Genomic DNA, 21,135 nt, shown 5'->3' on the forward strand with positions numbered 1-21,135 from the left:
CGGAGCCAACCGCGCCCTCTGGAGGAAACCCATGCTGCTGACCACCGTGGCCGCGGCCGCCTTGCTTGCGCCCGTAGCCGACGCCCCGATCGCCACCCAGGCTCAGGATCGGGTCGTCCCGATCCCCGCCCAGAACGCCCCGTCGCCCGGCAATGTGCCGCCGCCGGCCGTCACCAAGGCGCCGGCCTTCAAGCTGATCAATCACGACGAGGACTGGAGCTACCTGGCCGACCCGGCCAGGCGCACCACGCCCTGGTCGAAGCTGAAATACATTCCCGTCGGCGAGACCAGCTATCTCAGTCTCGGCGGCGAGTTCCGACTGCGCCTCGAAGATCGCGGCAACGAGCGCTTCGGCCGTGGGCTGCAGGACGAGGACGGCAACGCCCAGACCCGCACGCGCCTGTGGGGCGATCTGCATCTCGGGTCCCGGTTGCGCGCCTTCGTCGACGTGCAGGACGCCCGCAGCATCGATCTCGACAGCGGCGAGCCGCCGATCGAGGTCAGTCGCTGGGACCTGCACCAGGCCTTCCTGGAAACCAACGCCGAGATCAGCGACGCCAAGGTCCGCCTGCGTGTCGGCCGCCAGGAGTTGGGCCTGGGCGCCTATCGCATCTTCGACATGCGCGAGGGCGCCAACAGCCGCACCTCGTTCGACATGGCCCGCGTGCTGGTCGACCGCAAAAGCGGCTGGAGCGGCGGCGCCTTCTATGGCTACGCCCTGCGCGAGGCCAAGACCTCGTGGGACGACGCCACCAACTTCGACTACCGCCTGGCCGGGGTCACCGCTTCGCGCACGCTGGGGCAGGGACCCACGGCGCCTAGGCTGGAGCTGCTCTACGTCAACAGCGACAAGCGCGGCGCGGTCTATGACAGCGTCACCGGCGGCCGCGATCGCCGCGGCTCCTATTCGGCGCGCCTGGCCGGCCGCTACGGCCAGTGGGACTACGACCTGGAAGGCGTCTACCAGGACGGCGCTTACCGCGACCTGGACGTTTCGGCCTGGTACGTCTCGGCCATGGGCGGCTACACCTTCAAGGCTCCCTGGTCGCCGCGCCTGGGCCTGCGCCTGGAAGCCGCGTCCGGCGACAAGGACCGCACCGACGGCAAGCTGAACTCCTACGCCCAGATGTTTCCGCAGCCGATCTCGTTGCGTACCGACTTCGGCATCACAAACCTGGTGGCGGTCCAGCCGCAGCTGACCTTCAAGCCCTCGCCCAAGCTGACCGCCGGCCTGCAGGTGGCGGGCCTGTGGCGCCAGAGCGACGAGGACGGCCTCTACGGCCTGGGCGGCCAGGTGCTTCGCGGCGGGCTGGAGGGCACGGCCCACTATGTCGGCTGGCGCCAGGCGGCCTTCGCCAGCTACGCCGTCTCGCCGTTCGTGACCGTCACCGGCATCCTCAACCACACCACCTCGGGCACGTTCCTCAAGCAGACCGGCATGGCCGACGACCAGACCTATGCGGGCCTGATCGTGGGCTTGAGGTTCTAAAGGCAACTCCTCCCCCGCTTCACGAGGGAGGAGCTAGCCACAAACAAAAAGGCCCCGGTTTCCCGGGGCCTTTTCATTTCCGAAGCCGGAGAAGCGCTTAGCCGCGCTTTTCGACGTCGATGTAGTCGCGCTGCGTCGAGCCCGTGTAGAGCTGACGCGGACGACCGATCTTGCGGGTCGGATCCTCGAACATTTCCTTCCACTGGCTGATCCAGCCGACGGTGCGGGCCAGGGCGAACAGCACGGTGAACATGTTGGTCGGGAAGCCCATCGCGCGCAGGGTGATGCCCGAGTAGAAGTCGATGTTCGGGTACAGCTTGCGCTCGATGAAGAACGGATCGCTCAGGGCGATCTTTTCCAGCTCCATGGCCACTTCGAGCAGCGGGTCGTTGATGCCCAGCTGGCCGAGGACCTCGTGGCAGGTCTTCTGCATGACCTTCGCGCGCGGGTCGAAGTTCTTGTACACGCGGTGACCGAAGCCCATCAGCTTGTGCTTGCGAGCCTTCACGCCCTCGATGAACTCGGGGATCTTGTCGACCGTGCCGATCTGCTCGAGCATCTCCAGGGCTTCCTGGTTGGCGCCGCCGTGCGACGGGCCCCACAGGCAGGCGATGCCGGCGGCGATGCAGGCGAACGGGTGAGCGCCCGACGAACCGGCCAGGCGGACGGTCGAGGTCGAGGCGTTCTGCTCGTGGTCGGCGTGCAGGATGAAGATGCGGTCCATGGCGCGGGTCAGGACCGGGTTCGGCTTCCAGTCCTCGGCCGGGACCGAGAAGCACATGCGCAGGAAGTTTTCCGAGTACGACAGGTCGTTGCGCGGCGACACGAACGGCTGGCCGATCGTGTACTTGTAGGCGCGGGCGGCGATCGTCGGCATCTTGGCGATCAGGCGATGGGCGCTGATCTCACGCTCGCGGGCGTCGTCGACGTTCATGCTGTCGGCGTAGAAGGCCGACAGGGCGCCCACGGCGCCGGTCATGACGGCCATCGGGTGGGCGTCGCGACGGAAGCCTTCGAAGAACCGGTCGAACTGCGCGTGCAGCATCGTGTGGTAGGTGATGTTGTTCTCGAACTTGGCCAGTTCGGCGGCCGTCGGCAGTTCGCCGTTCAGCAGCAGATGGCAGACTTCGAGGAACGACGACTTCTCGGCGAGCTGGTCGATCGGATAACCGCGGTGCAGCAAAACGCCGGCGTCGCCGTCGATATAGGTGATCTTGCTCTCGCACGAGGCGGTCGAGGTGAAGCCCGGGTCGAAGGTGAAATGGTCGCTTTCGCCGTAGACCTTTCGGATGTCCAGAACGTCCGGACCCGTGCTGCCCTTGAGGATCGGCAGGTCGTAGCTCTTGTCGCCGATCGTCAGCGTGGCTTTGTCGGTCATGCGAGAGACCCTTTCAATAGTGGTACGATCAGTCCAGTTTTGCATTTCGCGGGTGCGTTATAGCGCCTCATGCGCGCGACGCCAGCGCATCGTCAAGCCGGCCGAGAGACTCCTCCCGTCCCAGGGCCGCCATGATCTTGTTCAGGTCAGGCGCCTGGGCCCCGCCGGTGAGGATCCCACGCAGCGGCGGACCGAACTTTCCAAAGCCGACGGCCTCGGATTCAGCAAACGATTTCAACAGCGCCTCGAGTTCCGCGACGCCCCACACCGGGGCGGCCGCGAGATGTTCACGAAGTCGTGCGAGGCGCGCGACCGTTTCCTCGGAAAGCTGCTTGGCGGTTTTTTCCTCGAGCGTCAGCGGGCGCACCTTCAGCGCGAAGGCCACGTGCTCGCCCAACTCAAGGATGGTCTTGGCGCCTTCCTTGACCTGCGGGACGGTCGAAGCGATGCGCGCCTGCGCGTCGGCCGGCAGGTCGGCGCCGGCGGCGGTCAGGGCCTTCAGGGTCAGCGCGGTCAGGCGCGCGTCGTCGGCCTGGCGCAGGTGCTGGCTGTTGATGAAGTTCAGCTTGGCCCAGTCCAGGCGGGCAGGGGCCTTGACCACGTCCTTGACGTCGAACCACTCGATGGCCTGGGCGTCGTTGAACACCTCGTCGTCGCCATGGCCCCAGCCCAGGCGCGCCAGGTAGTTGCGCAGGCCCTCGGGGATGTAGCCCATGTCGGCGAACTCGCCGACGGCCTGGGCGCCGTGGCGCTTGCTGAGCTTGGCGCCGTCCGGGCCGTGAATCAGCGGGATGTGGGCGAAGGACGGCACGTCCCATTCCATCGCCTGGTAGATCAGGCTTTGGCGGGCGGCGTTGTTCAGGTGGTCGTCGCCGCGAATGACGTGGGTCACGCCCATGTCGTGGTCGTCGACCACCACGGCGAGGTTGTAGGTCGGCGCGCCGTCGTTGCGCAGCAGCACCAAGTCGTCCAGTTCGATGTTGCGGAAGGTGACCGGGCCCTTGACCATGTCGTCGACCAGGGTCTCGCCTTCGAGCGGCCCCTTGAAGCGGATGACGTGCGGGGCCGACGGATCGGTCGGCGGCGGGGCGTCGCGCCAGGGCGAGCGGATGGCGCGGCCTTCGGCGCGGGCCTTCTCGCGGGCGGCTTCCAGCTCTTCCACGGTCATCCAGCAGCGATAGGCGCGGCCCTTGGCCAGCAGCGCCTGCACCACTTCGCGGTGACGGTCGGCGCGGCTGTATTGGAAGATCGGCTCCTCGTCCGACTTCAGGCCCAGCCAGTCGAGGCCCTCGAAGATCGCGGCCACGGCCGCGTCGGTCGAGCGCTCGCGATCGGTGTCCTCGACGCGAATAAGGAACTTCCCTCCCGTATGGCGTGCATATAACCAGTTGAACAGCGCCGTACGGGCGCCGCCGATGTGCAGGAAGCCGGTCGGCGACGGGGCGAAGCGGGTGACGACGCCGCTGGGGGCGGGGGAGGAACTGGACATAGGCTTCGAAGCTGACGGTCTGGAGGCCGCGGGCGCGGCGGGAGGCTCGGCGGCTGCGCGCGACGCAGTCGCGGGCCGTTGGGCGGCGCGTCTTAGCACGGCCGTTCGAAGGTGTCCTAGTCCCGCGACCTTTGTCACACAACTGATCGACGAGGCGCGGCTCAACGCCGCCCGATGGATGCTGTGGAGCCCGGTGGCCTTCGCCCTGGGCGCTGCGGCCTATCTGGAGCTGAAGGTCGAACCCAACTGGTCGCTGCTGGCCCTCGTGGCCCTGGCGCTGGGCGTCCTGGCGTTATGGAGCCGGGGTTGGCGGCGCTGGAGCGGCCTGGCCGTGCCGCTGACGCTGGCGGCGTTCGCGGCGGCGGGCGCCCTGGCGGGCAAGGTCCGCTGCGATCGCGTCGCCGCGCCGGTGATGCCCGTCGAGCGCGGCGTTCGCGTGGTCGACGGATTCGTCGTCGACGTGGTCTCGCCGGGCGCGGCCGGTCCGCGCCTGCTGATCGCGCCGGTCTCCATCTCCCGCCTGCCGCCGGGCATCACGCCGACCCGCATCCGCGTCAGCCTGCCGGAGGGCGCGACCGCGCCGCCGCCAGGTTCGGCGCTGCGCCTGAAGGCCATGCTGTCGCCGCCGCCGCCGCCCGCCGCGCCTGGATCGCACGACTTCGCCCGCGACGCCTGGTTCAACGGCATAGGCGGCGTCGGCTTCACGGTCGGCGAGATCGAGGACGCCGCCCTCGATCCGCCGCCCTGGCGGCTGCGGTTGGCGATGGCTGTCAACGCCATGCGCTGGGACCTGGCCTCCCGCATCGTCGAGCGCCTGGGTCCCGACAGCGGCGGTATAGCCGCGGCCATGGTCACCGGCCACGAGGCCTGGATCACGCCTGAACAGACCGAGGCCATGCGCGCCTCGGGCCTGGCCCACATCCTCTCGATCTCCGGCCTGCACATGGCCATCGTCGGCGGCTTCGTGTTCGCGGCCGTGCGGTTGCTGGTCGCCGCCTGGCCGTGGGCCGCCCTGCGGTTTCCGGGCAAGAAGATCGCCGCCCTGGCCGGTCTCGCCGCCGTCGGGGCCTATCTGGTCGTCTCCGGCGCGCCGCCGCCGGCCCTGCGCGCGGCGATCACGGCGGGCGTGGCGTTCCTGGCCATCCTCGCCGACCGCCAAGCCGTCAGCCTGCACGGACTGGCGCTGGGGGCGCTGATCATCCTCCTGGCCCAGCCGGAGCAGGCGGGCGCGGCCGGCTTCCAGATGTCGTTCGCCGCCACCGCCGCCCTGGTGGCCCTCGCCGAGGCCTGGCCGCGTCAGCCGCGCGAGATCTCCGTGCCCTGGCCGATCCGCTTCGCGCAAGGCGCCATGGCGTGGCTGGCCATCAGCGTCGGCGCCAGCTTCGTGGCGGGCCTGGCCACCGGTCCCTTCGCCATGCAGCACTTCAACCGCGTGGCCGTCTGGGGCCTTCCGGCCAACCTGGTGGTCTCGCCGCTGTCGTCCTTCGTGATCATGCCGTTCCTGGCCGTGGGGGCTGCCCTTGAGCCGCTGGGCCTGGGCGGTCCGTTCCTGGCGATCGCCGGCTGGGGCATCGACGCCATGACCGCCGTCGCCCGCTGGTTCGCCAGCGCTCACGGCGCACAGCAGACGGTGGCCAGCGGCCCGGGCTTCACCCTCGTGTTGTCGTTCCTGGGGATCATGCTGCTGTGCCTGTGGAAGGGCCGCCTGCGCTGGCTGGGCGTCCCGCTGTTCCTGGCCGTGGCCCTGTGGCCGCGCCCGGCGCCGCCCGACCTGTGGGTCGCCGCCGATGGGACCACGGCCGTCGCCCGGCGAGGCGGGCAGGCGGTGCTGCTGCGTCCCGACGCACGCCGCTTCGGGGCCGAGCTCTGGGTCCGCCGTCGCGGTCTTGCGCCCGTCGACGGCAAGGACTTCGTCTGCGACCGCGCCTCCTGCCGTCCCGCAGCCTCCGCTCCCGTCGCCGTCAGCCTGTCCTGGACCCGCCGCGCGCCGCGCTTTGAAGCGCTGCAGGGCCTCTGCGCCGGGGCCGAGGTCGTGGTCCTGCGCGGCGCCAGGCCCGCCGTCCTGCCGCCCGCCTGCCGCGACGCCGTCGTGCTTGCGGGCGAGGATTTCGCCGCCGGCGGCGCGGCCGAGCTCTGGCGCCGGCGCGACGGCTGGTGGATCGTCTGGACCACGCCCGGCCGCGGAGTCCGCCCGTGGACGCAGGCTGCTGACACGAATGCGCAAGAACCGGGCGGATGATCGCGCTCCGCCGCTGCTAAGCCCGGCGACGATTCGTCTGGAGAGCCTATCGATGACCGACCGCACGCCCTTCGCCGCTCGCCGCGCCGCCTTCCAGGCCCTGCACCGGGACGGCTTCTTCGTGCTGCCCAACCCTTGGGACGCCGGCGGCGCGGTCCGCCTGCAGAAGCTCGGCTTCAAGGCCCTGGCCTCGACCAGCGCCGGCATGGCCTGGTCCTGGGGGCGGGCCGACGGCGAGGTGGCGATCGACGAGGTGCTGGACCACCTGCGCCTGCTGGTCGCCGCCACCGACCTGCCGGTCAACGCCGACTTCGAGGCCGGCTTCGCCAATGACGCCGAAGGCGTGGCCGCCAATGTCGCCCGCGCGGTCGAGACCGGCGTCGCGGGCCTTTCCATCGAGGACCGCGTCGGCAAGGACCTCTACGACCTCGACACCGCCGTCCAGCGCCTGGCCGCCGCCCGCGCGGCCATCGACGCCTCGGGCCAGGACGTCATGCTGGTCGGCCGCACGGAGGGCTTCCTGATCGGGCGCGACGACCTGGCGCCGACCATCGAGCGTCTCGTGGCCTATTCGGAAGCCGGCGCCGACTGCCTCTACGCGCCGGGCGTGACCCGGTACGACGACGTCGCCGCCATCGTCGCGGCCGTGGCGCCCAAGCCGGTCAACGTGCTGCTTTGGGGGCCGGACATGAAGATCGCCGACCTGCCGGGCCTGGGCGTGCGCCGCGCCAGCACCGGAGCGGCGCTGGCCGCGGCCGCCTGGGCAGGCTTCGAGGCGGCGGCCAGGGATCTGATCCTCTAGGGAACGGGCGGCCGCTCGATCGGCAGGATCGCGCCGTCCGGGCCATAGCTCAGCGGCGCCAGCGTGATCGAGCGGCGATGGTCGCCGCCGCCGGGCAACAGCTTGTCGTGGTAGAAGAACCACCAACGGCCGTCGCGTTCGATGATGGCCTGGTGGTTGGTCGAGATCGGCAGGTAGTCGAGGATCACGCCGCGATAGGCGTAGGGTCCCATCGGCGATTTGCCGGTGGCGTAGACGATCTGGCCCGGCCAGCCTGTCGAGAAGCTGAAATAGTAGAGCCCGCCGCGCTTATGCAGGAACGGCGCCTCGCCGTACTTCTTCTTCGGGTCATCCGCCGGATAGCCGGTGACCACGAGGTTCTCGATCGGCCCGGCCAGCGAGGCCATGTCGGCCCCCAGCCGCACGATCTTTGGAACCCGCGTGCCGAACAGCATGTAGGCTTGGCCGTCGTCGTCGATCAGCACCTGCGGGTCGATCGGCTCGTCGCCGGCGTTGGCGTCGCGGGCCTTGTCGACCAGTGGCGCGCCGATAGCGTCCCTGAACGGACCCTCGGGCCGGTCGGCCACGGCCACGCCGATCTTGTCGCCGCCGACCGGGGCGTAGAAATAGTACCTGCCGCCATGCTCGACCGCGCCCGGCGCCCAGGCCTTGGCGTCGGGTCTCGCCCATTTGAACACGGTCACGTCCAGGAACGCGCCGTCGTCGCTCCAGGTCTTCAGGTCCCTGGAGCTGTAGAGCCGCCAGGACGTCGAGTCCCAGTACTTGCCCGAGTTCGAGGCGTCGTCGGTGGCGTAGACATAGACCTTGTCGCCGAACACGTGCGGCGAGGGATCGGCGCTGAACCGCTGGGTGATCGGCTGGGCGGAGGCGCTCAGGCCGAGCGAGAGGCCGATCGCCAGGCCAAGGGCTGCGACGGTTGCGTGGGACATGCGAGCTCCTCCGACCGGCCGATGGCGCGGCGCGTCTTCCACGACGCGCCGCACGGCCTTGGGCCTGGAGTAGCAGCTTCGATTAACTCAGACAAATACGTGTTCAGGCCCTGTGCACCCCGTCAGGGTCCTTGAGGCCTGCCCTAGACACAAGAAGGGCGCGGGCGTCTTTCGACACCCACGCCCACTCATCCTGCCGGCCGGTCGGCCGCCGTCAGTGATAGCGACGGATCAGGCCCACCAGCTTGCCCTGCACCTCGACCTGGTCGGGACCGAAGATGCGGGTCTCGTACTTGGGGTTGGCGGCTTCCAGGGCGATCGAGCCGCCCTTCTTGCGCAGGCGCTTGAGCGTGGCTTCCTCGCCGACCAAAGCAACGACGATCTCGCCGCTGTTGGCCGTGTCGCCCTTGCGGATGATCACATAGTCGCCGTCGAGGATGCCGGCCTCGATCATCGAGTCGCCCTGCACCTCGAGAACATAGTGCTCGCCGCCGCCCAGCATGGTCTCGGGCACCGGCAGGCGGTCGCGCTCGTGCTGGATGGCGTCGATCGGCGTACCGGCGGCGATGCGACCCAGAATCGGCAGCTCGCGGCTGGTGTCGGGCATCGGCGGAAGCGGGGCAGGGGCCGACGGGGCGGGGCCGCCGCCTTCCAGCACCTGCGGGCGGAAGGCACCTCGGCCCTTGGGCGGAGCGGCCGTGGTCGCCTGCTGCGGCAGCTTCACCACCTCCAGCGCCCGGGCCCGATGGGCCAGACGGCGGATGAAGCCGCGCTCCTCCAGCGCCGTGATCAGCCGGTGGATGCCCGACTTCGACGCCAGGTCCAGGGCCTCCTTCATCTCGTCGAAGGAGGGGGAGACGCCGGTCTCCTTGATCCGTTCGTGGATGAACATCAGCAGCTCGTGCTGCTTGCGGGTGAGCATGACGGCCTCGCAAGTCGTCGCGGAACAAACCGCAAACCTTTCGAATGTTCTCTAGGTGTTCTTGGTTAAGGTCAAGTGAATTGCAGCGACCAGCGTTCTTTGAAATCTCGGCGGGACGTAATTTCAGGAACCAGCGCCTAAGTGGCTGATTTCACGTCGTTTGGCCGTGCTGTCCTGAAGCGCGCGCGAGCGACGAACGCGCCGGCGCGAGCGCGGATTTTCCGTGAACGGTGCGATCGGCCCTTGGCCTCCAGCGGCTGAAGTCCGCCCGGGAAAGCGCCGATTCCCGTGCGCAGGCGGCCGATTCTAGAGGCGCTGGAACGGCCGATTCCATCGCATGCCGGCGCCCGCCCTCCACGAGAACAGCACCAGTTCGGCGCGGCCGACCAGATTCTCGAACGATATGAAGCCCATGCCGTACTGGGCCGGCAGGTCGGCCTCCATGGCCGTGTTCCAGGCGCAGCGGGCAGGCCGGCCGGGTGCGGTTACCCGATCAGTTCGCGCGTCGCCGCCGTCACGTCGGCCTGGCGCATAAGGCTTTCGCCCACCAGCATCGCCTTGGCGCCGGTCGCCTCCATCCGCACCACGTCGGCGTGGGTGAAAAGGCCGCTTTCGGTGACCAGAAGCGAGCCCTCCGGCGCCAGCTTCGACAGGCGCTCGGTGACGGCGAGGTCGACGACGAAGCTCTTGAGGTCGCGGTTGTTGACCCCGAACAGCGTCGCGCCCAACTTGCCGGCGCGCTCGGTCTCGGCCTCGTCGTGCACCTCGACCAGGGCGTCCATGCCAAGGCGCTGCGCCTCGGCCATCAGCTCGGCGGCAAGCGTATCGTCGATCATCGCCAGGATCACCAGGATGGCGTCGGCGCCCAGGGCGCGGCTTTCGGCCACCTGCCAGGGATCGACCAGGAAATCCTTGCGGATGCAGGGCAGGGCGGTCGCCGCCCGGGCGGCCACGAGGTACTCGTCGGCGCCCTGGAAGCTCGGACCATCCGTCAGCACGGAAAGACAGGCCGCGCCGCCAGCCTCATAGGCTTTCGCGAGCGCCGGCGGATCGAAATCAGCGCGGATCAGGCCCTTCGAAGGCGAGGCCTTCTTGATCTCGGCGATCAGGGAGAGCTTGCCCGGCGCATGCCTGGCCTCAAGCGCGGCCTTGAAGCCGCGCGGGGCCGAAGCGGTCTTGGCGGCGGCCTCGACCTGGCCTTGCGAGCGCGCGGCCTTTCGGCCGGCGACGTCTTCGCGCTTGTAGTCGGCGATCTTGGCGAGAATGTCGGTCATGCGGGCAGGGCCTGGGCGTTGGTGGCGGCCACGAGGCCGGCGAGGGCGGCCTTGGCGCGGCCGTCGTCGAGCACGGCGCCGGCCAGTTCCACGCCTTCGCGCAGGGTCTCGACCTTGTCGGCCACCAGGAAGGCGGCGGCGGCGTTGAGCAGCACGATATCGCGATAGGGGCCGGTCTCGCCGTCGAGCAGACGGGTCAGGGCCGCGGCGTTGAAGGCGGGATCGCCGCCGGTGATCTCGGCCAGCGAGGCGCGCTGCAGGCCCACGGCTTCCGGCGTGATGGTGAAGAGGCGCATCGCCCCCTCGCGCCATTCGGCCACCTCGGTCTCGCCGGTGATGGTCAGCTCGTCCATGCCGCCGCCGTGCACCGACCAGGCGCGCTCGGCGCCCAGGGCTCCCAAGGCCCGGGCGATCGGCTCGACGAAGCGCGGAGCCGAGACGCCCACCACCTGGCGCCTGGCGCCGGCCGGATTGGTCAGCGGGCCCAGCAGGTTGAAGATGGTGCGAAAGCCCAGCTGCTGGCGGATCGGCGCCACGTGCTTCATCGCCCCGTGGTGCGACTGGGCGAACAGGAAGCAGATGCCGGCGCTGTCGAGCGCGGCGCGCTGCTGGGTCAGGCTGGCGTCGATGTTCACGCCCAGGGCCGCCAGCACGTCGGCGGTGCCAGACTTGGAGGTCACCGCGCGGTTGCCGTGCTTGGCCACCTTCAGCCCGCCGCCGGCGGCCACGAAGCCGACTGCGGTCGAGATGTTCAGGGTGTGGAGGCCGTCGCCGCCGGTGCCGCAGACGTCGACCACGTCGTACGGGTGCTCCAGGTGCACGGCGGCGCGGCGCATGGCGCGGGCGCAGGCGGCGATCTCGCCCACGGTCTCGCCGCGCAGGCGCATGGCGGTCACCGCTGCGGCCACCTGGGCCGGGGTCGGCTCGCCGCGCAGGCAGGCGCTGAAGAAGACCTCGGCGTCGTCTTCGGAAAGGGTCTGGCCGTCGGCCAGCTTGGCCAGCAGCGGCTTGAAAGCGTCGGACATGTCTTTGGTCTCGCCCTAGACCCAGATCTGGGCGTCGCGCTTGACGCCGGCCAGGTCGAGGAAGTTGGCCAGGAGCTGGTGGCCGCCCTCGGTGGCGATGGATTCGGGGTGGAACTGCACGCCGTGGACGGGCCGCGTCCTGTGCTGCACGCCCATGATCTCGCCGTCGGCGGTCCAGGCGGTGACTTCCAGTTCCTGCGGCAGGTTCTCGCGGCGCACCGCCAGGCTGTGATAGCGCGTGGCGGTGAACGGGTCGGGCAGGTCCTTGAAGATGCCGGTGTTGGCGTGGCGGATCGGGCTGGTCTTGCCGTGCATGACCTCCTTGGCCCGGATCACCTCGCCGCCGTAGGCCTGCCCGATGGCCTGGTGGCCCAGGCACACGCCCAGGATCGCCAGGTCGTCGGGGGCGCCGCGCAGCAGCGGCAGGCAGATGCCGGCCTGCTCGGGCGCCTTGGGGCCGGGCGACAGCAGAACCGCCTGCGGCTTCAGGCCGAGCGCCTCCTGCACCGTCAGATCGTCGTTGCGATGGACGACCGTCTCGGCCCCCAGCTCGTTCAGGTAATGAACGAGGTTGTAGGTGAAGCTGTCGTAGTTATCGATGACCAGGATCATGACGCCGCCTTTCGAGCCTCGCTTCTAGTCCGGTCGGGGGCGGCGCGTCATCCCTTTACGGAAAGAGTTTTTCTGGGAAAGCGCCCAGCGTCGAAGCGCCGCGCCGCCGATCCGTTGCCACCGTGGCGCGAAGAGGCGAAATTTCCCGCATGACCGTCGCTGATTCCGCCCTCGACACCGCCGCCATCGCCTATGCCCGGGCGCTGCTGCGCACGCCGCGTCGACGCCAGAAGATGCTGCCGGTGCTGCTGGCCGCCGCCTTCGCCGCCGTGGCCGCCGTCAGCTTCGCGACCGTCATGGTGCTGGCCCCGCCGCTGACCACCCAGCACCTGCCCAAGGACCGCTTGGGCGACTGAAGCTCAGGTCCGGCCGAAGGGCGCGCGGCGCGGCCTGAAATGAGTACCTAAAATTGTAGATTGCAATTGATCGACCGGGGCGAGGGCTGCACCTTGCGACGTCTTTTCGTCGCTTGGGGGCTTGCATGAAACTCGCATTATGGGGCGGCGCGATAGCCGTCCTGTCCATCGCGGCCGGAACGGCGTCTGCGCAGCAGGCCTCGTCTTCCGCTCCGCCCATCCTCACCACGGTCGCGCCCGGCGAGGTTAGTTCCGAGGCCCTGGTCACGCCGGTCGGCGTCCTGGAACCGCCGTCCAACGAGGACGAGGTCGAGGCCGATCTCGACGTCGTGTTGCTTAAGTCCAGGATCTGGAACCCCAACAGCGGCAAGGTGCTGGGCAAGGACCGCTACGAGGGTGATTTCGACGAGGTAGAGCTGAGGGCGTACCGCGACAGAAAGCATCCGGCCGCCCCGGAGCGTCCCTACGTGGCCCCGGTGCTGGTGTCGCGCCCCGGCCAGACCGTGCGCATCAAGATCCGCAACCTGCTGCCGCCCGATCCCGGCTGTCCGGGCCACCCGGCCGACATCAACAAGCCGCACTGCTACAACACCACGAACCTGCATTCGCACGGTCTGTGGATCAGCCCGGCGGGGATCAGCGACAACGTCCTGCGTCAGCTGCCGCCCAATCCCGACTTCACCTACGAGTACGAATACAACATCCCCGGCGATCATCCGGCGGGCACCTTCTGGTACCATCCGCACGTTCACGGCTCGACGGCGATCCAGGTGTCCAGCGGCCTGGCCGGGGCGCTGGTGATCAAGGGCGAGCGCCCGCCGGCCTGGGATGCGGCCGATGCGGCCACGCCCGCCGAGCAGCGAAAGATCAGATCCGGCGACGTCGACCTGCTGCTGAAGAGCGCGCCCGACTATGTCTTCGTGCTGCAGCAGATCCAGTACGCCTGTCGCGATCCTGCGAACTGGAACAAGCCGCGTGGCCGCGTTCCGGCCAAGACCGAGAACGACACGCCCCAGCAGTGGTACTGCAACACCGGCGAGAAGGGCGTGCTCGACGACTACGACCTGATCGGCGGTTCGCGCTGGGGCGCCTCGGGTCGCTTCACCACGGTCAACGGCGCATCGGTCAAGCTTCTGCAGCAGAAGGCCGTGACCGGCGTTCCCGAGCGCTGGCGGCTGATCCATGGCGGGGTGGCCGATACGGTCAAGGTCTCGATCCGCAAGCAGATCGGCAAGGCCTCGCTGACTGAACTGGCCAAGGTCGGGGCCGAGGGGCAGGACGCCCTGATCGACAAGCAGTGCGCGCCCAGCGCCCAGTCGGTGCCGCAGTTCGAGATCGCCGCCGACGGCCTGACGCGGGAGGCGATGCTCGAGCGCGCCACCACCATCATGCAGCCGGGCTATCGCAGCGACATCCTGGTCAGCTTCCCCGAGCCGGGGGCCTACTGCGTCATCGACGAGTCGATCAAGGTCGCCCAGGAAGGCGTCGAGGGCAGCGTCGCGCGCCGCCAGCTGCTGTTCGTCGTCGATGTCGCGCCCGGCAAGGTCGAGGCGCCGCGCCAGGCGGTCACCGAACTGCTGCTGAAGGGCGCGGCCGATCTGAAGCTCGACCCGGGTCTGGCCGAACGGATTTCCGGCCACCTGAAGTCGGGCCTGCTAACCGAGTTCAAGGCCCACGAGAGCCTGTTGTCGGCCAAGATCGACAACGAGCAGCCGCTGCTGTTCTCGCTTGGCGCCGGCCGCGATCGCCTGCCCGACGGCAAGCTTGGTCCCGAGGTCGGGGCCGGGATCGGCCGCACCCCCACCACCATCCGCCGCTTCAACGCCAACGACTTCGAGCGCACCCTGGTTCTGGGCGACACCGACCGCTGGATCCTCAAGGTCGACAGCGGCAAGGGCTTCCACACTGGCCACCCGTTCCACATCCACGTCAATCCGTTCGAGGTGGAGTCGGTGATCAAGAACGGCGTCGACCTGACCCGGGACCCGGCCTCGGAATATTACGGCCTCAAGGGCGTCTTCAAGGACACCCTGTTCGTCGAGGTCGACGCCGAGGTCATCGTGCGCAGCCACTACGCGCGCTACATCGGCGACTTCGTCCTGCACTGCCACATCCTCAACCACGAGGACGTCGGCATGATGGAGATGGTCCGCATCGCCGACCGCGGTCCCGACGGCAAGCCGATGGCTCTCGGCCATGGCCTGACCGACGTGGCCAGTCCGGAGGGCGCGGCCAGGCCCCACACCGGCCACTGAAACGCGGAAGGGGCGGCCGATGGGCCGCCCCTTCCTTCTTCGTCTTCGTGGTTCGTCGCCGGATCAGGCGAAGCGCCAGGCTTCCTCGGCGGCGCGCTTGAGGGCGCGGGACTTGTGCAGGGTCTCGTCGTACTCGGCGTCGGCGTCGCTGTCGGCCACCACGCCGCCCCCGGCCTGGACGTACATCATGCCGTCCTTGACCAGGGCCGTGCGCAGCACGATGCAGGTGTCCACCGAGCCGTCGGCGCCGATGTAACCCACCGCGCCTGCGTAGCCGATGCCGCGCTTTTCGACTTCCAGCTCGTCGATGATCTCCATCGCCCGCACCTTGGGCGCGCCCGACAGCGTGCCGGCGGGCAGGGCGGCCATCAGCACGTCGACCGGATCGACGTTGGTGGGCGCGTCGCCCTCGACGTTCGAGACGATGTGCATCACGTGGCTATAGCGCTCGATCGTGAAGCTGTCGGTGACGCGCACATTGGCGTGCTTGCCGGCCTTGGGCTTTTCGTTCGAACCGGCCTGGCCCAGCATGGCCACGCGGCCCACGTCGTTGCGGCCAAGATCCAGCAGCATCAGGTGCTCGGACCGTTCCTTGGGATCGGCCAGCAACTCCTTCTCCAGCGCCAGGTCCTCTTCCGGCGTCGCGCCGCGCGGGCGGGTGCCGGCGATCGGGCGGATGGTGATCTTGCCGTCGCGCAGGCGCACCAGGATCTCGGGGCTGGAGCCCACCAGGTTGAAGCCGTCCAGATCGAGGAAGAACAGGAACGGCGAGGGGTTGGTCCGGCGCAGCGAGCGGTAAAGCGCAAAGGCGTCCAGGCCGAAGGGCGCGCGGAAGCGGTGGCTGGGCACCACCTGGAAGATGTCGCCGGCCCGGATGTACTCCTTGGCCTTCTCGACCACGTCCCGGTAGTCCTCGCGGCTGACCGGGGTGGTGAACGCCATCGGCCCCTGGTCCTTGCGGGGGGCGTCGTGGGCCAGCGGACGGCGCAGGTCGGCCATCACCGTCTCGATGCGCTCGCGGGCCGCCGCATAGGCTTCCTTGGCCGACACGCCGGGCGCCGGGCGCGCCGTCGTCGTCAGGATGATCTCCTGGGCGATGGCGTCGAACACGGCCACGATCGACGGGCGGGTCATGATGCCGTCGGGCAGGCCAAGCGCGTCGGGATTGATGTCCGGCAGCTTTTCGACCAGGCGCACGGTGTCGTAGCCGAGCGCGCCGAAGATCCCCGCCGCCATCGGCGGCAGGCCGGCCGGCAGGTCCATCTTCGACTGGGCGATCAGGTCGCGCAGGCTGTCCAGCGCGCCGCCTTCCAGGGCTTCGAACTTGCCGGCGGCGATGGCGTCGCCCCGGGCGATCTCGGCCTTGTCGCCATGGCAGCGCCAGACGACGTCAGGCTTCATGGCCACGATCGAATAGCGGCCGCGCCAAGCGCCGCCTTCCACGCTCTCGAACAGGAAGGCGTAGGGCCGGCCGTGGCCGATCTTCAGATAGGCCGAGACCGGGGTCTCCAGGTCGTCGATCAGCCGCGTCCAGACCAGCTGCGGGAGGCCGGCGTCGTAGCCGGCCGAAAAGGCGTCGAAGCCGGGCTCCAGGCTCATTGAGCCGCGGCCTTCTTGGCGCCGCCGGCGGCCGCGCCGTCCTTCTCGGCCTTGGCCAGGGCGTCGGTGTCGACGCCGATGGCCTGGCGGGCCAGGTTCAGGTTCAGCTTCGGCTTCAGCTTGTCGCGGGCGGCCGTGCGGGCGGCCTGACCGACGTCGCGCATGTAGGCCATGCTGGTCTGCGGACGCAGGGTCTCGGTGGCGCGGGCGATCTCGGCGGCGTCGCCGGCGCGCACGGTGTCGATGCGGGCGACGACATAGCCGACCTGCGGCGCGCGGGCGGCGAAGACCTCGCCGGGCTTGGCGTTGAAGGCGGCGATCAGCAGGTCGCGGCCCAGGGCCTGGTGCTGCTGGGCGTTCTCGCGCGACAGGCCCGGAACCTTCATCACCTTGGCGTTGGCCGAGGCGGCGACGGCGTCCATCGATTCACCCTTGCGGACGCGGGCGGTCAGTTCGTCGGCCTTGGCCTTCAGGTTCTTGACCAGCTCGTTGATCATCCACTGCTGGGTGAGCGGCTGCTTGATCTCGGCAAGCGGGGGCAGGGCGGCCTTGTTCACCTTCTCGACGCGGACGGCGAAGTACTCGCCCTTGCCCGCTTCGATCAGCTCGCTCTCGCCGCCGGCGGGCAGGGCGAAGGCGGCCTTCAGCACGTCCGGGGTCAGGCCCGCGGCCGGCTGGCCGCCGAGGTCGGAGCCTTCCGCCGTCAGCGGGGCGGTCGTGACCACCAGGGCGCCGGCCTTGCCGGCGGCGTCGACGACGCTGGCGCCGCCGTCGCGGGCGTCCTGGAAGGTCTGGGTCTGGTCATAGGCCTTGGACTGGGCGGCCTGGACGCGCAGGTCGGCTTCGATCTGCGGACGGGCGGCTTCCAGCGAGGCGGCCTTGGCGGCGGTGATCTTCAGCACCTTGACGACCGACTGGCCCAGTTCGCCGGCGATCGGCGCGCTGACCTGGCCCTCGCCCAGCGAGAAGGCGGCGTCGGCCACCTTGCGGTCGGGCAGGGCGGTCTTGGGCTTGTCGAGGATCATGACCGGCTGCTTGCCGTAGGCCTTGGCCACGTCGGCCGGCGCCTCGCCCTTGCGCAGGCGGTCGGCGATCGCGGCGGCCGACTTGGCGTCCGAGGCGACGATCTGAACCAGCGAGCGGGTTTCCGGCTGTGCCAGGGTGTCCTTGCGGAAGTCGAAGGTCTTCTGCACCTCGGCCGGGTCCACGGTCACCGACGGCTCCATGGCCTTGGCGCTGAAGCGCACCACCGACAGGACGCGGGTCTCGGGCAGGGTCAGGCGGGCGGCGTTCTCCTTCATGAACGCCTGCAGCTGGGCGTCGGTCGGAGCGGCCGGCTGGGCCACGCTCGACGGATTGATGGCGAAGGCCGACAGGTCGCGGCTTTCCAGGCCATACACCGCCTGCAGGGCCGAATAGATGCGCGGGGTGCGCAGGCCGTTGGCGACGCTGGCGTAGAATTGCGACTGGGCGATCTCGTCACGCAGCGAGGCTTCGTACGCAACCGGGGTCATGTTGTTCTGGGCCAGCAGCGACTGGTACATCTGCTTGTCGAACTTGCCGGTCACCGGATCGAACGGACGGGTGCCTGGCGGCAGCTGGCTCAGCTGCTTGTGCAGGGTCTCGCCGACCAGGGCTTCCGACGGGCGCACGCCCATCTTGCCGATCAGCTCGGCCATCGATTCCTGCAGCGCCAGCTCCTGCAGAATGCCGCGGTCGACGCCGCGCTGGACGGCTTCGTCCGGCGTCAGGGTCTGGCCCTGCTGCTGAAGCTGGTTGCGGTAGTTGTCGAAGCGGACCTTGAAGTCCTCCGGCGTCACCGAGCGCGAGCCGACGACGATCACCTTGCTGCCGCTGGGCTGGCTGAAGACGTCGCTGATCCCGAAAATGGCGAAGCTGACGATCAGCAGACCGAACAGGACGATCGCGAAGGGCGATTTGGCGAAAGAGCGAAAGCCGGCGAGCATGACGTTTGAAACTACCTTCTTCGATTCCGCCCAATTGCGTGCGCGTGGGCGACCGCCCGCGGGCGGCGCATCCGATGCGAGCATGCGGGTATAGTAGAGGCCAAGGTGCGTGAGCAAGCCGAAGCGGACTTGACTTACCAAGGGAGCGCGTCCCCAAAGCCACCTCATGACCGTTTCTCTTACGACGCCCCGGCCGTTGATCGCCGGGAACTGGAAGATGTTCGGCCTTGAGGCTTCGCTCGACGAAGCCAGAGCCGTGGCCGCCGCGGTGGCGCAAGCCCCGCCTGCGGCGCGAGTCGCCATCTGCCCGCCCGCGACCTTGCTGCACCGGATGGCCGACGCCCTGTCGGGCGAGTCGGTGATTGTCGGCGGCCAGGACTGCCACGCCGCGCCTCAGGGGGCCTATACCGGCGACATCTCCGCCCCGATGCTGGCCGACGCCGGCGCGACCCTGGTGATTCTCGGCCACTCCGAGCGCCGGGGCAGCTACGACGAAACCTGCGAGGAAGTGTCGGCCAAGGTTCTGGCCGCCCTGGCCGCCGGCCTCGAGCCGGTGATCTGCCTGGGCGAGACCCTGGCCCAGCGTGAAGCCGGCCAGGCCGAGCCGATCGTCACCGGCCAGGCCCGCAACTCCCTGCCCGACGACCTGTCCGGCCAGGCCTTCGCCGTCGCCTACGAGCCGGTCTGGGCCATCGGCACCGGCCTGACCCCGACCATCGCCGACATCGCCGCGATTCACGCGGCCATACGCGCGGTCCTGGTCGAGCGCTTCGGCGACCATGGCGCGAGCGTGCCGATTCTCTACGGCGGCTCGGTGAAGCCCGAAAACGCCGCCGAGATCCTCGCCACTCCCGAAGTCGGCGGCGCCCTGGTCGGCGGCGCCTCGCTGAAGGCCAAGGACTTCCTGGCCATCATCGCGGCGGCTTGAGGGCTGGGCCCCTCCCGCCTTCCTGGCCTCTGCGGCGAGGGAGGCGATCCTAAAGATCCTCCCCCTCTGGGGGAGGTTCCTGGTTATGGGGATAGAGCAGCGTGGATCCCCGGCGGATCGCAGGCAGACCCCAACGATCTCAACCCCTTACAACTTTCTCAGCCTCGTCCATCAGACGCGCTCAAACCCGAGCCATAATCAAAGCTGTCCCGTCGCAGGGAGAGGGCGCAAGGATCCGGCCCGAAGCGGCGACGTGGATGCGATCGAGCGGGGTTTCCTGGAGTCGCGAGAGCGGGACCGGGCGACTTAATCAGAGGGCGGGGGACGTAAACCCGCCTATCGGGAGCTTGCCTGATTAGGCTCCCGCCCGCCCAAGGGTCCGCGCCATACGCGCCTCCTGGCCGCCATGAAACGGGGAGCCTGCGCGATGGAAGGGGCACAGGGCGGAAAAGGCCCGCGCGCCCCGGCCTGAGGAATAACGATCGCGTGGGGCGTTCCAGCTTCGTCGAAACGGTATTCAAATCACACATCCGGGCGAGGCCCGGACGCCCCGCGCCCTCTCCACAAGCTCAGCGCAATCGCGCGTGAGGGTGCGAGCCCGTACCCAAAGATCCTCCCCCCGAAGGGGGAGGTGGCCCGGAGGGCCGGAGGGGGAAGTCCCTGATGAGGTCAGTGCGCCATCAAAGGCAACGATCCCTTCCCCCTCAGTCGCTCCGCGACAGCTCCCCCTTCGGGGGAGCATCTTCCTCAAAGCTCCAGGTCGAACAGCCGTCCATCCCGGCGTTCGCCGTCGCGGTCGACCTGGCCCTTCAGATAAGCCGCGCCCTTGAAGCCCAGGCGTTCCAGCAGCTTCTCGGCGCGGGCGTCGCCGACCTGGGTGCGGGCGACGACGTGCTTGAGGTCGCTGGCGGCGGCATGGGCGAGGAGGGCGGTCACCGCCTCGTGGGCGTAGCCGCGACCCCAGCTGTCGCGGGCGACGATGAAGCGCAGTTCGGCCCGGTGGCGGCGCTCGTCGATCTCCACGAACTCGCAGGCCCCGACGAATTCGCCCGTCGCAGACAGCCGGATGGTCCAGTACAGGGCCGTTCCGGCCTGCATGTCCTCGACCTGGCCGACGACGCAGGCGGCGACCTCGTCGGGATCCTCCAGCGGGGCGCGGTCCCAGTGGGCCATCAGCTCCGGATCGCTGAGGAACGGATAGATGAGCGGAGCGTCCTCGGCGACCAGCGGCTTCAGGGTCAGGCGTTCGGTCTCGAGAATCATGCGCGCCCTAAAACTCTGGAATTGGGGAGGACTTGAATTGGGGAACTTGAGTTGGCCGGCCGTCGCCCCACCTATGGCGTGCGCGCGCCGGTAGTGGTAGAGGGACCGCTTCGTTTTTCACAGTCGGTTCGCCGGCTGCCCGGATCGAGAACTGTTTCGTCATGCTCATCGGCATCCTGCTGGCCATCAACATCATCGTCTGCATCGCGCTGATCGGCTTCGTGCTGCTCCAGCGATCGGAGGGCGGCGCCCTCGGCATGGGCGGCGGCGGCGCCGGCAGCTTCATGACCGCGCGCGGCGCGGGCGACTTCATGACCCGCATGACCTGGATCCTGTTCTCGGTCTTCCTGGTCATCAGCCTGGTGCTGACCGTCCTGACCGGCCGCATCGGCGGCGCCGACTCGGTGGTCGACAAGCTGAAGATCGACAGCCTCGACACCAAGACCCTGAACGCCCCGGTCGCGCCGAGCGTCCCGGCGCCGGGTTCGGCCGTTCCGGCTCCCGGTTCGACCGCGCCGAGCGCCGTGCCGGCTCCGCAGCTTGGCGTGCCGGCTCCGGCCGCCCCCGCGCCGGCCGCTCCGGCCCAGACCCCCGCCCAGTAAGGGCGG

General features: G+C 69.2%; 18 protein-coding genes. 7 read left to right on the plus strand and 11 right to left on the minus strand.

The annotated features are described in order from the left end of the window. Nucleotides 1-31: 31 nt before the first annotated feature. Nucleotides 32-1,489 carry an alginate export family protein gene (locus tag DDF67_RS21270; RefSeq protein WP_109102817.1) on the plus strand — a complete coding sequence of 486 codons (1,458 nt, stop codon included), beginning with the start codon at nt 32-34 and terminating at the stop codon, nt 1,487-1,489. A gap of 97 nt (nt 1,490-1,586) precedes the next feature. Here the strand turns inward: DDF67_RS21270 and gltA are convergent, their stop codons facing one another. Next, a complete protein-coding gene (gene gltA, locus DDF67_RS21275; protein ID WP_109102818.1) occupies nt 1,587-2,867 on the minus strand; it encodes a citrate synthase in 1,281 nt (426 codons plus the stop codon). Nucleotides 2,868-2,934: 67 nt separating this feature from the next. Then, nucleotides 2,935-4,356, minus strand: coding sequence for a glutamate--tRNA ligase (gltX, locus tag DDF67_RS21280; RefSeq protein ID WP_109102819.1), 1,422 nt, complete (start codon nt 4,354-4,356; stop codon nt 2,935-2,937). A 178-nt stretch (nt 4,357-4,534) separates the two neighbouring features. Here gltX and DDF67_RS21285 point away from each other — a divergent pair, with 178 nt between their 5' ends. Beyond that, on the plus strand, nt 4,535-6,595 hold the full coding sequence (locus DDF67_RS21285) for a ComEC/Rec2 family competence protein (RefSeq protein ID WP_233247728.1): 2,061 nt from the start codon (nt 4,535-4,537) through the stop codon (nt 6,593-6,595). 52 nt (nt 6,596-6,647) lie between these two features. Further along, nucleotides 6,648-7,397: an isocitrate lyase/PEP mutase family protein gene (locus DDF67_RS21290; protein WP_109102821.1), complete on the plus strand. Its 750-nt coding sequence runs from the start codon at nt 6,648-6,650 to the stop codon at nt 7,395-7,397. Here DDF67_RS21290 and DDF67_RS21295 read toward each other — a convergent pair. From DDF67_RS21295 to DDF67_RS21315, 6 genes are all read right to left on the minus strand, one after another. After that, a complete protein-coding gene (locus tag DDF67_RS21295) occupies nt 7,394-8,326 on the minus strand; it encodes a family 43 glycosylhydrolase (protein ID WP_109102822.1) in 933 nt (310 codons plus the stop codon). The two genes, DDF67_RS21290 and DDF67_RS21295, sit on opposite strands and share 4 nt — an antisense overlap. 214 nt (nt 8,327-8,540) lie before the next feature. Then, nucleotides 8,541-9,248 (minus strand): transcriptional repressor LexA, encoded by a 708-nt coding sequence (gene lexA, locus DDF67_RS21300; RefSeq protein ID WP_109102823.1) that lies wholly within the window; start codon nt 9,246-9,248, stop codon nt 8,541-8,543. Between the two features lie 306 nt (nt 9,249-9,554). Further along, nucleotides 9,555-9,692: a hypothetical protein gene (locus tag DDF67_RS25625; protein ID WP_158278086.1), complete on the minus strand. Its 138-nt coding sequence runs from the start codon at nt 9,690-9,692 to the stop codon at nt 9,555-9,557. Nucleotides 9,693-9,733: 41 nt separating this feature from the next. Further along, complete coding sequence (gene trpC, locus DDF67_RS21305) at nt 9,734-10,522, minus strand: indole-3-glycerol phosphate synthase TrpC (RefSeq protein WP_109102824.1); 789 nt, start codon at nt 10,520-10,522, stop codon at nt 9,734-9,736. Further along, nucleotides 10,519-11,547: an anthranilate phosphoribosyltransferase gene (trpD, locus tag DDF67_RS21310; protein WP_109102825.1), complete on the minus strand. Its 1,029-nt coding sequence runs from the start codon at nt 11,545-11,547 to the stop codon at nt 10,519-10,521. The genes trpC and trpD overlap by 4 nt, the downstream gene beginning before the upstream one ends. 15 nt (nt 11,548-11,562) lie before the next feature. Then, complete coding sequence (locus DDF67_RS21315; RefSeq protein WP_109102826.1) at nt 11,563-12,159, minus strand: anthranilate synthase component II; 597 nt, start codon at nt 12,157-12,159, stop codon at nt 11,563-11,565. 149 nt (nt 12,160-12,308) lie between these two features. Here DDF67_RS21315 and DDF67_RS25835 point away from each other — a divergent pair, with 149 nt between their 5' ends. Both DDF67_RS25835 and DDF67_RS21325 read left to right on the plus strand, forming a co-directional pair. Next, nucleotides 12,309-12,515 carry a hypothetical protein gene (locus tag DDF67_RS25835; protein WP_199229304.1) on the plus strand — a complete coding sequence of 69 codons (207 nt, stop codon included), beginning with the start codon at nt 12,309-12,311 and terminating at the stop codon, nt 12,513-12,515. 125 nt (nt 12,516-12,640) lie between these two features. Further along, nucleotides 12,641-14,770 carry a multicopper oxidase family protein gene (locus DDF67_RS21325; protein ID WP_109102827.1) on the plus strand — a complete coding sequence of 710 codons (2,130 nt, stop codon included), beginning with the start codon at nt 12,641-12,643 and terminating at the stop codon, nt 14,768-14,770. Nucleotides 14,771-14,833: 63 nt separating this feature from the next. Here the strand turns inward: DDF67_RS21325 and trpE are convergent, their stop codons facing one another. Then, a complete protein-coding gene (gene trpE / locus DDF67_RS21330; protein WP_109102828.1) occupies nt 14,834-16,369 on the minus strand; it encodes an anthranilate synthase component I in 1,536 nt (511 codons plus the stop codon). Then, the gene (locus DDF67_RS21335) at nt 16,366-18,336 is read right to left on the minus strand and encodes a peptidylprolyl isomerase (RefSeq protein ID WP_109102829.1); all 1,971 of its coding nucleotides are present in this window, start codon (nt 18,334-18,336) and stop codon (nt 16,366-16,368) included. Before DDF67_RS21335 ends, trpE begins: the two co-directional genes overlap by 4 nt. Nucleotides 18,337-18,502: 166 nt before the next feature. Between DDF67_RS21335 and tpiA the strand changes: the two genes are divergently transcribed. Then, a complete protein-coding gene (tpiA, locus tag DDF67_RS21340) occupies nt 18,503-19,264 on the plus strand; it encodes a triose-phosphate isomerase (protein WP_109102830.1) in 762 nt (253 codons plus the stop codon). 747 nt (nt 19,265-20,011) lie between these two features. Here tpiA and DDF67_RS21345 read toward each other — a convergent pair. After that, the gene (locus DDF67_RS21345; protein WP_109102831.1) at nt 20,012-20,527 is read right to left on the minus strand and encodes a GNAT family N-acetyltransferase; all 516 of its coding nucleotides are present in this window, start codon (nt 20,525-20,527) and stop codon (nt 20,012-20,014) included. A 161-nt stretch (nt 20,528-20,688) separates the two neighbouring features. Here DDF67_RS21345 and secG point away from each other — a divergent pair, with 161 nt between their 5' ends. Next, nucleotides 20,689-21,129, plus strand: a complete 441-nt coding sequence (secG, locus tag DDF67_RS21350) for a preprotein translocase subunit SecG (protein ID WP_109102832.1) — start codon at nt 20,689-20,691, stop codon at nt 21,127-21,129. The last annotated feature ends 6 nt before the right edge of the window (nt 21,130-21,135 follow it).

The sequence above is a fragment of the Caulobacter endophyticus genome (assembly GCF_003116815.1).
In the GTDB taxonomy this organism is placed as follows: domain Bacteria; phylum Pseudomonadota; class Alphaproteobacteria; order Caulobacterales; family Caulobacteraceae; genus Caulobacter; species Caulobacter endophyticus.

Bases quoted from the DNA above. Each gene is read 5' to 3' on its own strand.
- DDF67_RS21270 (WP_109102817.1), top strand. From the start codon at position 32: ATGCTGCTGACCACCGTGGCCGCGGCCGCCTTGCTTGCGCCCGTAGCC.
- gltA (WP_109102818.1), bottom strand. From the start codon at position 2,867: ATGACCGACAAAGCCACGCTGACGATCGGCGACAAGAGCTACGACCTG.
- gltX (WP_109102819.1), bottom strand. From the start codon at position 4,356: ATGTCCAGTTCCTCCCCCGCCCCCAGCGGCGTCGTCACCCGCTTCGCC.
- DDF67_RS21285 (WP_233247728.1), top strand. From the start codon at position 4,535: ATGCTGTGGAGCCCGGTGGCCTTCGCCCTGGGCGCTGCGGCCTATCTG.
- DDF67_RS21290 (WP_109102821.1), top strand. From the start codon at position 6,648: ATGACCGACCGCACGCCCTTCGCCGCTCGCCGCGCCGCCTTCCAGGCC.
- DDF67_RS21295 (WP_109102822.1), bottom strand. From the start codon at position 8,326: ATGTCCCACGCAACCGTCGCAGCCCTTGGCCTGGCGATCGGCCTCTCG.
- lexA (WP_109102823.1), bottom strand. From the start codon at position 9,248: ATGCTCACCCGCAAGCAGCACGAGCTGCTGATGTTCATCCACGAACGG.
- DDF67_RS25625 (WP_158278086.1), bottom strand. From the start codon at position 9,692: ATGGAGGCCGACCTGCCGGCCCAGTACGGCATGGGCTTCATATCGTTC.
- trpC (WP_109102824.1), bottom strand. From the start codon at position 10,522: ATGACCGACATTCTCGCCAAGATCGCCGACTACAAGCGCGAAGACGTC.
- trpD (WP_109102825.1), bottom strand. From the start codon at position 11,547: ATGTCCGACGCTTTCAAGCCGCTGCTGGCCAAGCTGGCCGACGGCCAG.
- DDF67_RS21315 (WP_109102826.1), bottom strand. From the start codon at position 12,159: ATGATCCTGGTCATCGATAACTACGACAGCTTCACCTACAACCTCGTT.
- DDF67_RS25835 (WP_199229304.1), top strand. From the start codon at position 12,309: ATGACCGTCGCTGATTCCGCCCTCGACACCGCCGCCATCGCCTATGCC.
- DDF67_RS21325 (WP_109102827.1), top strand. From the start codon at position 12,641: ATGAAACTCGCATTATGGGGCGGCGCGATAGCCGTCCTGTCCATCGCG.
- trpE (WP_109102828.1), bottom strand. From the start codon at position 16,369: ATGAGCCTGGAGCCCGGCTTCGACGCCTTTTCGGCCGGCTACGACGCC.
- DDF67_RS21335 (WP_109102829.1), bottom strand. From the start codon at position 18,336: ATGCTCGCCGGCTTTCGCTCTTTCGCCAAATCGCCCTTCGCGATCGTC.
- tpiA (WP_109102830.1), top strand. From the start codon at position 18,503: ATGACCGTTTCTCTTACGACGCCCCGGCCGTTGATCGCCGGGAACTGG.
- DDF67_RS21345 (WP_109102831.1), bottom strand. From the start codon at position 20,527: ATGATTCTCGAGACCGAACGCCTGACCCTGAAGCCGCTGGTCGCCGAG.
- secG (WP_109102832.1), top strand. From the start codon at position 20,689: ATGCTCATCGGCATCCTGCTGGCCATCAACATCATCGTCTGCATCGCG.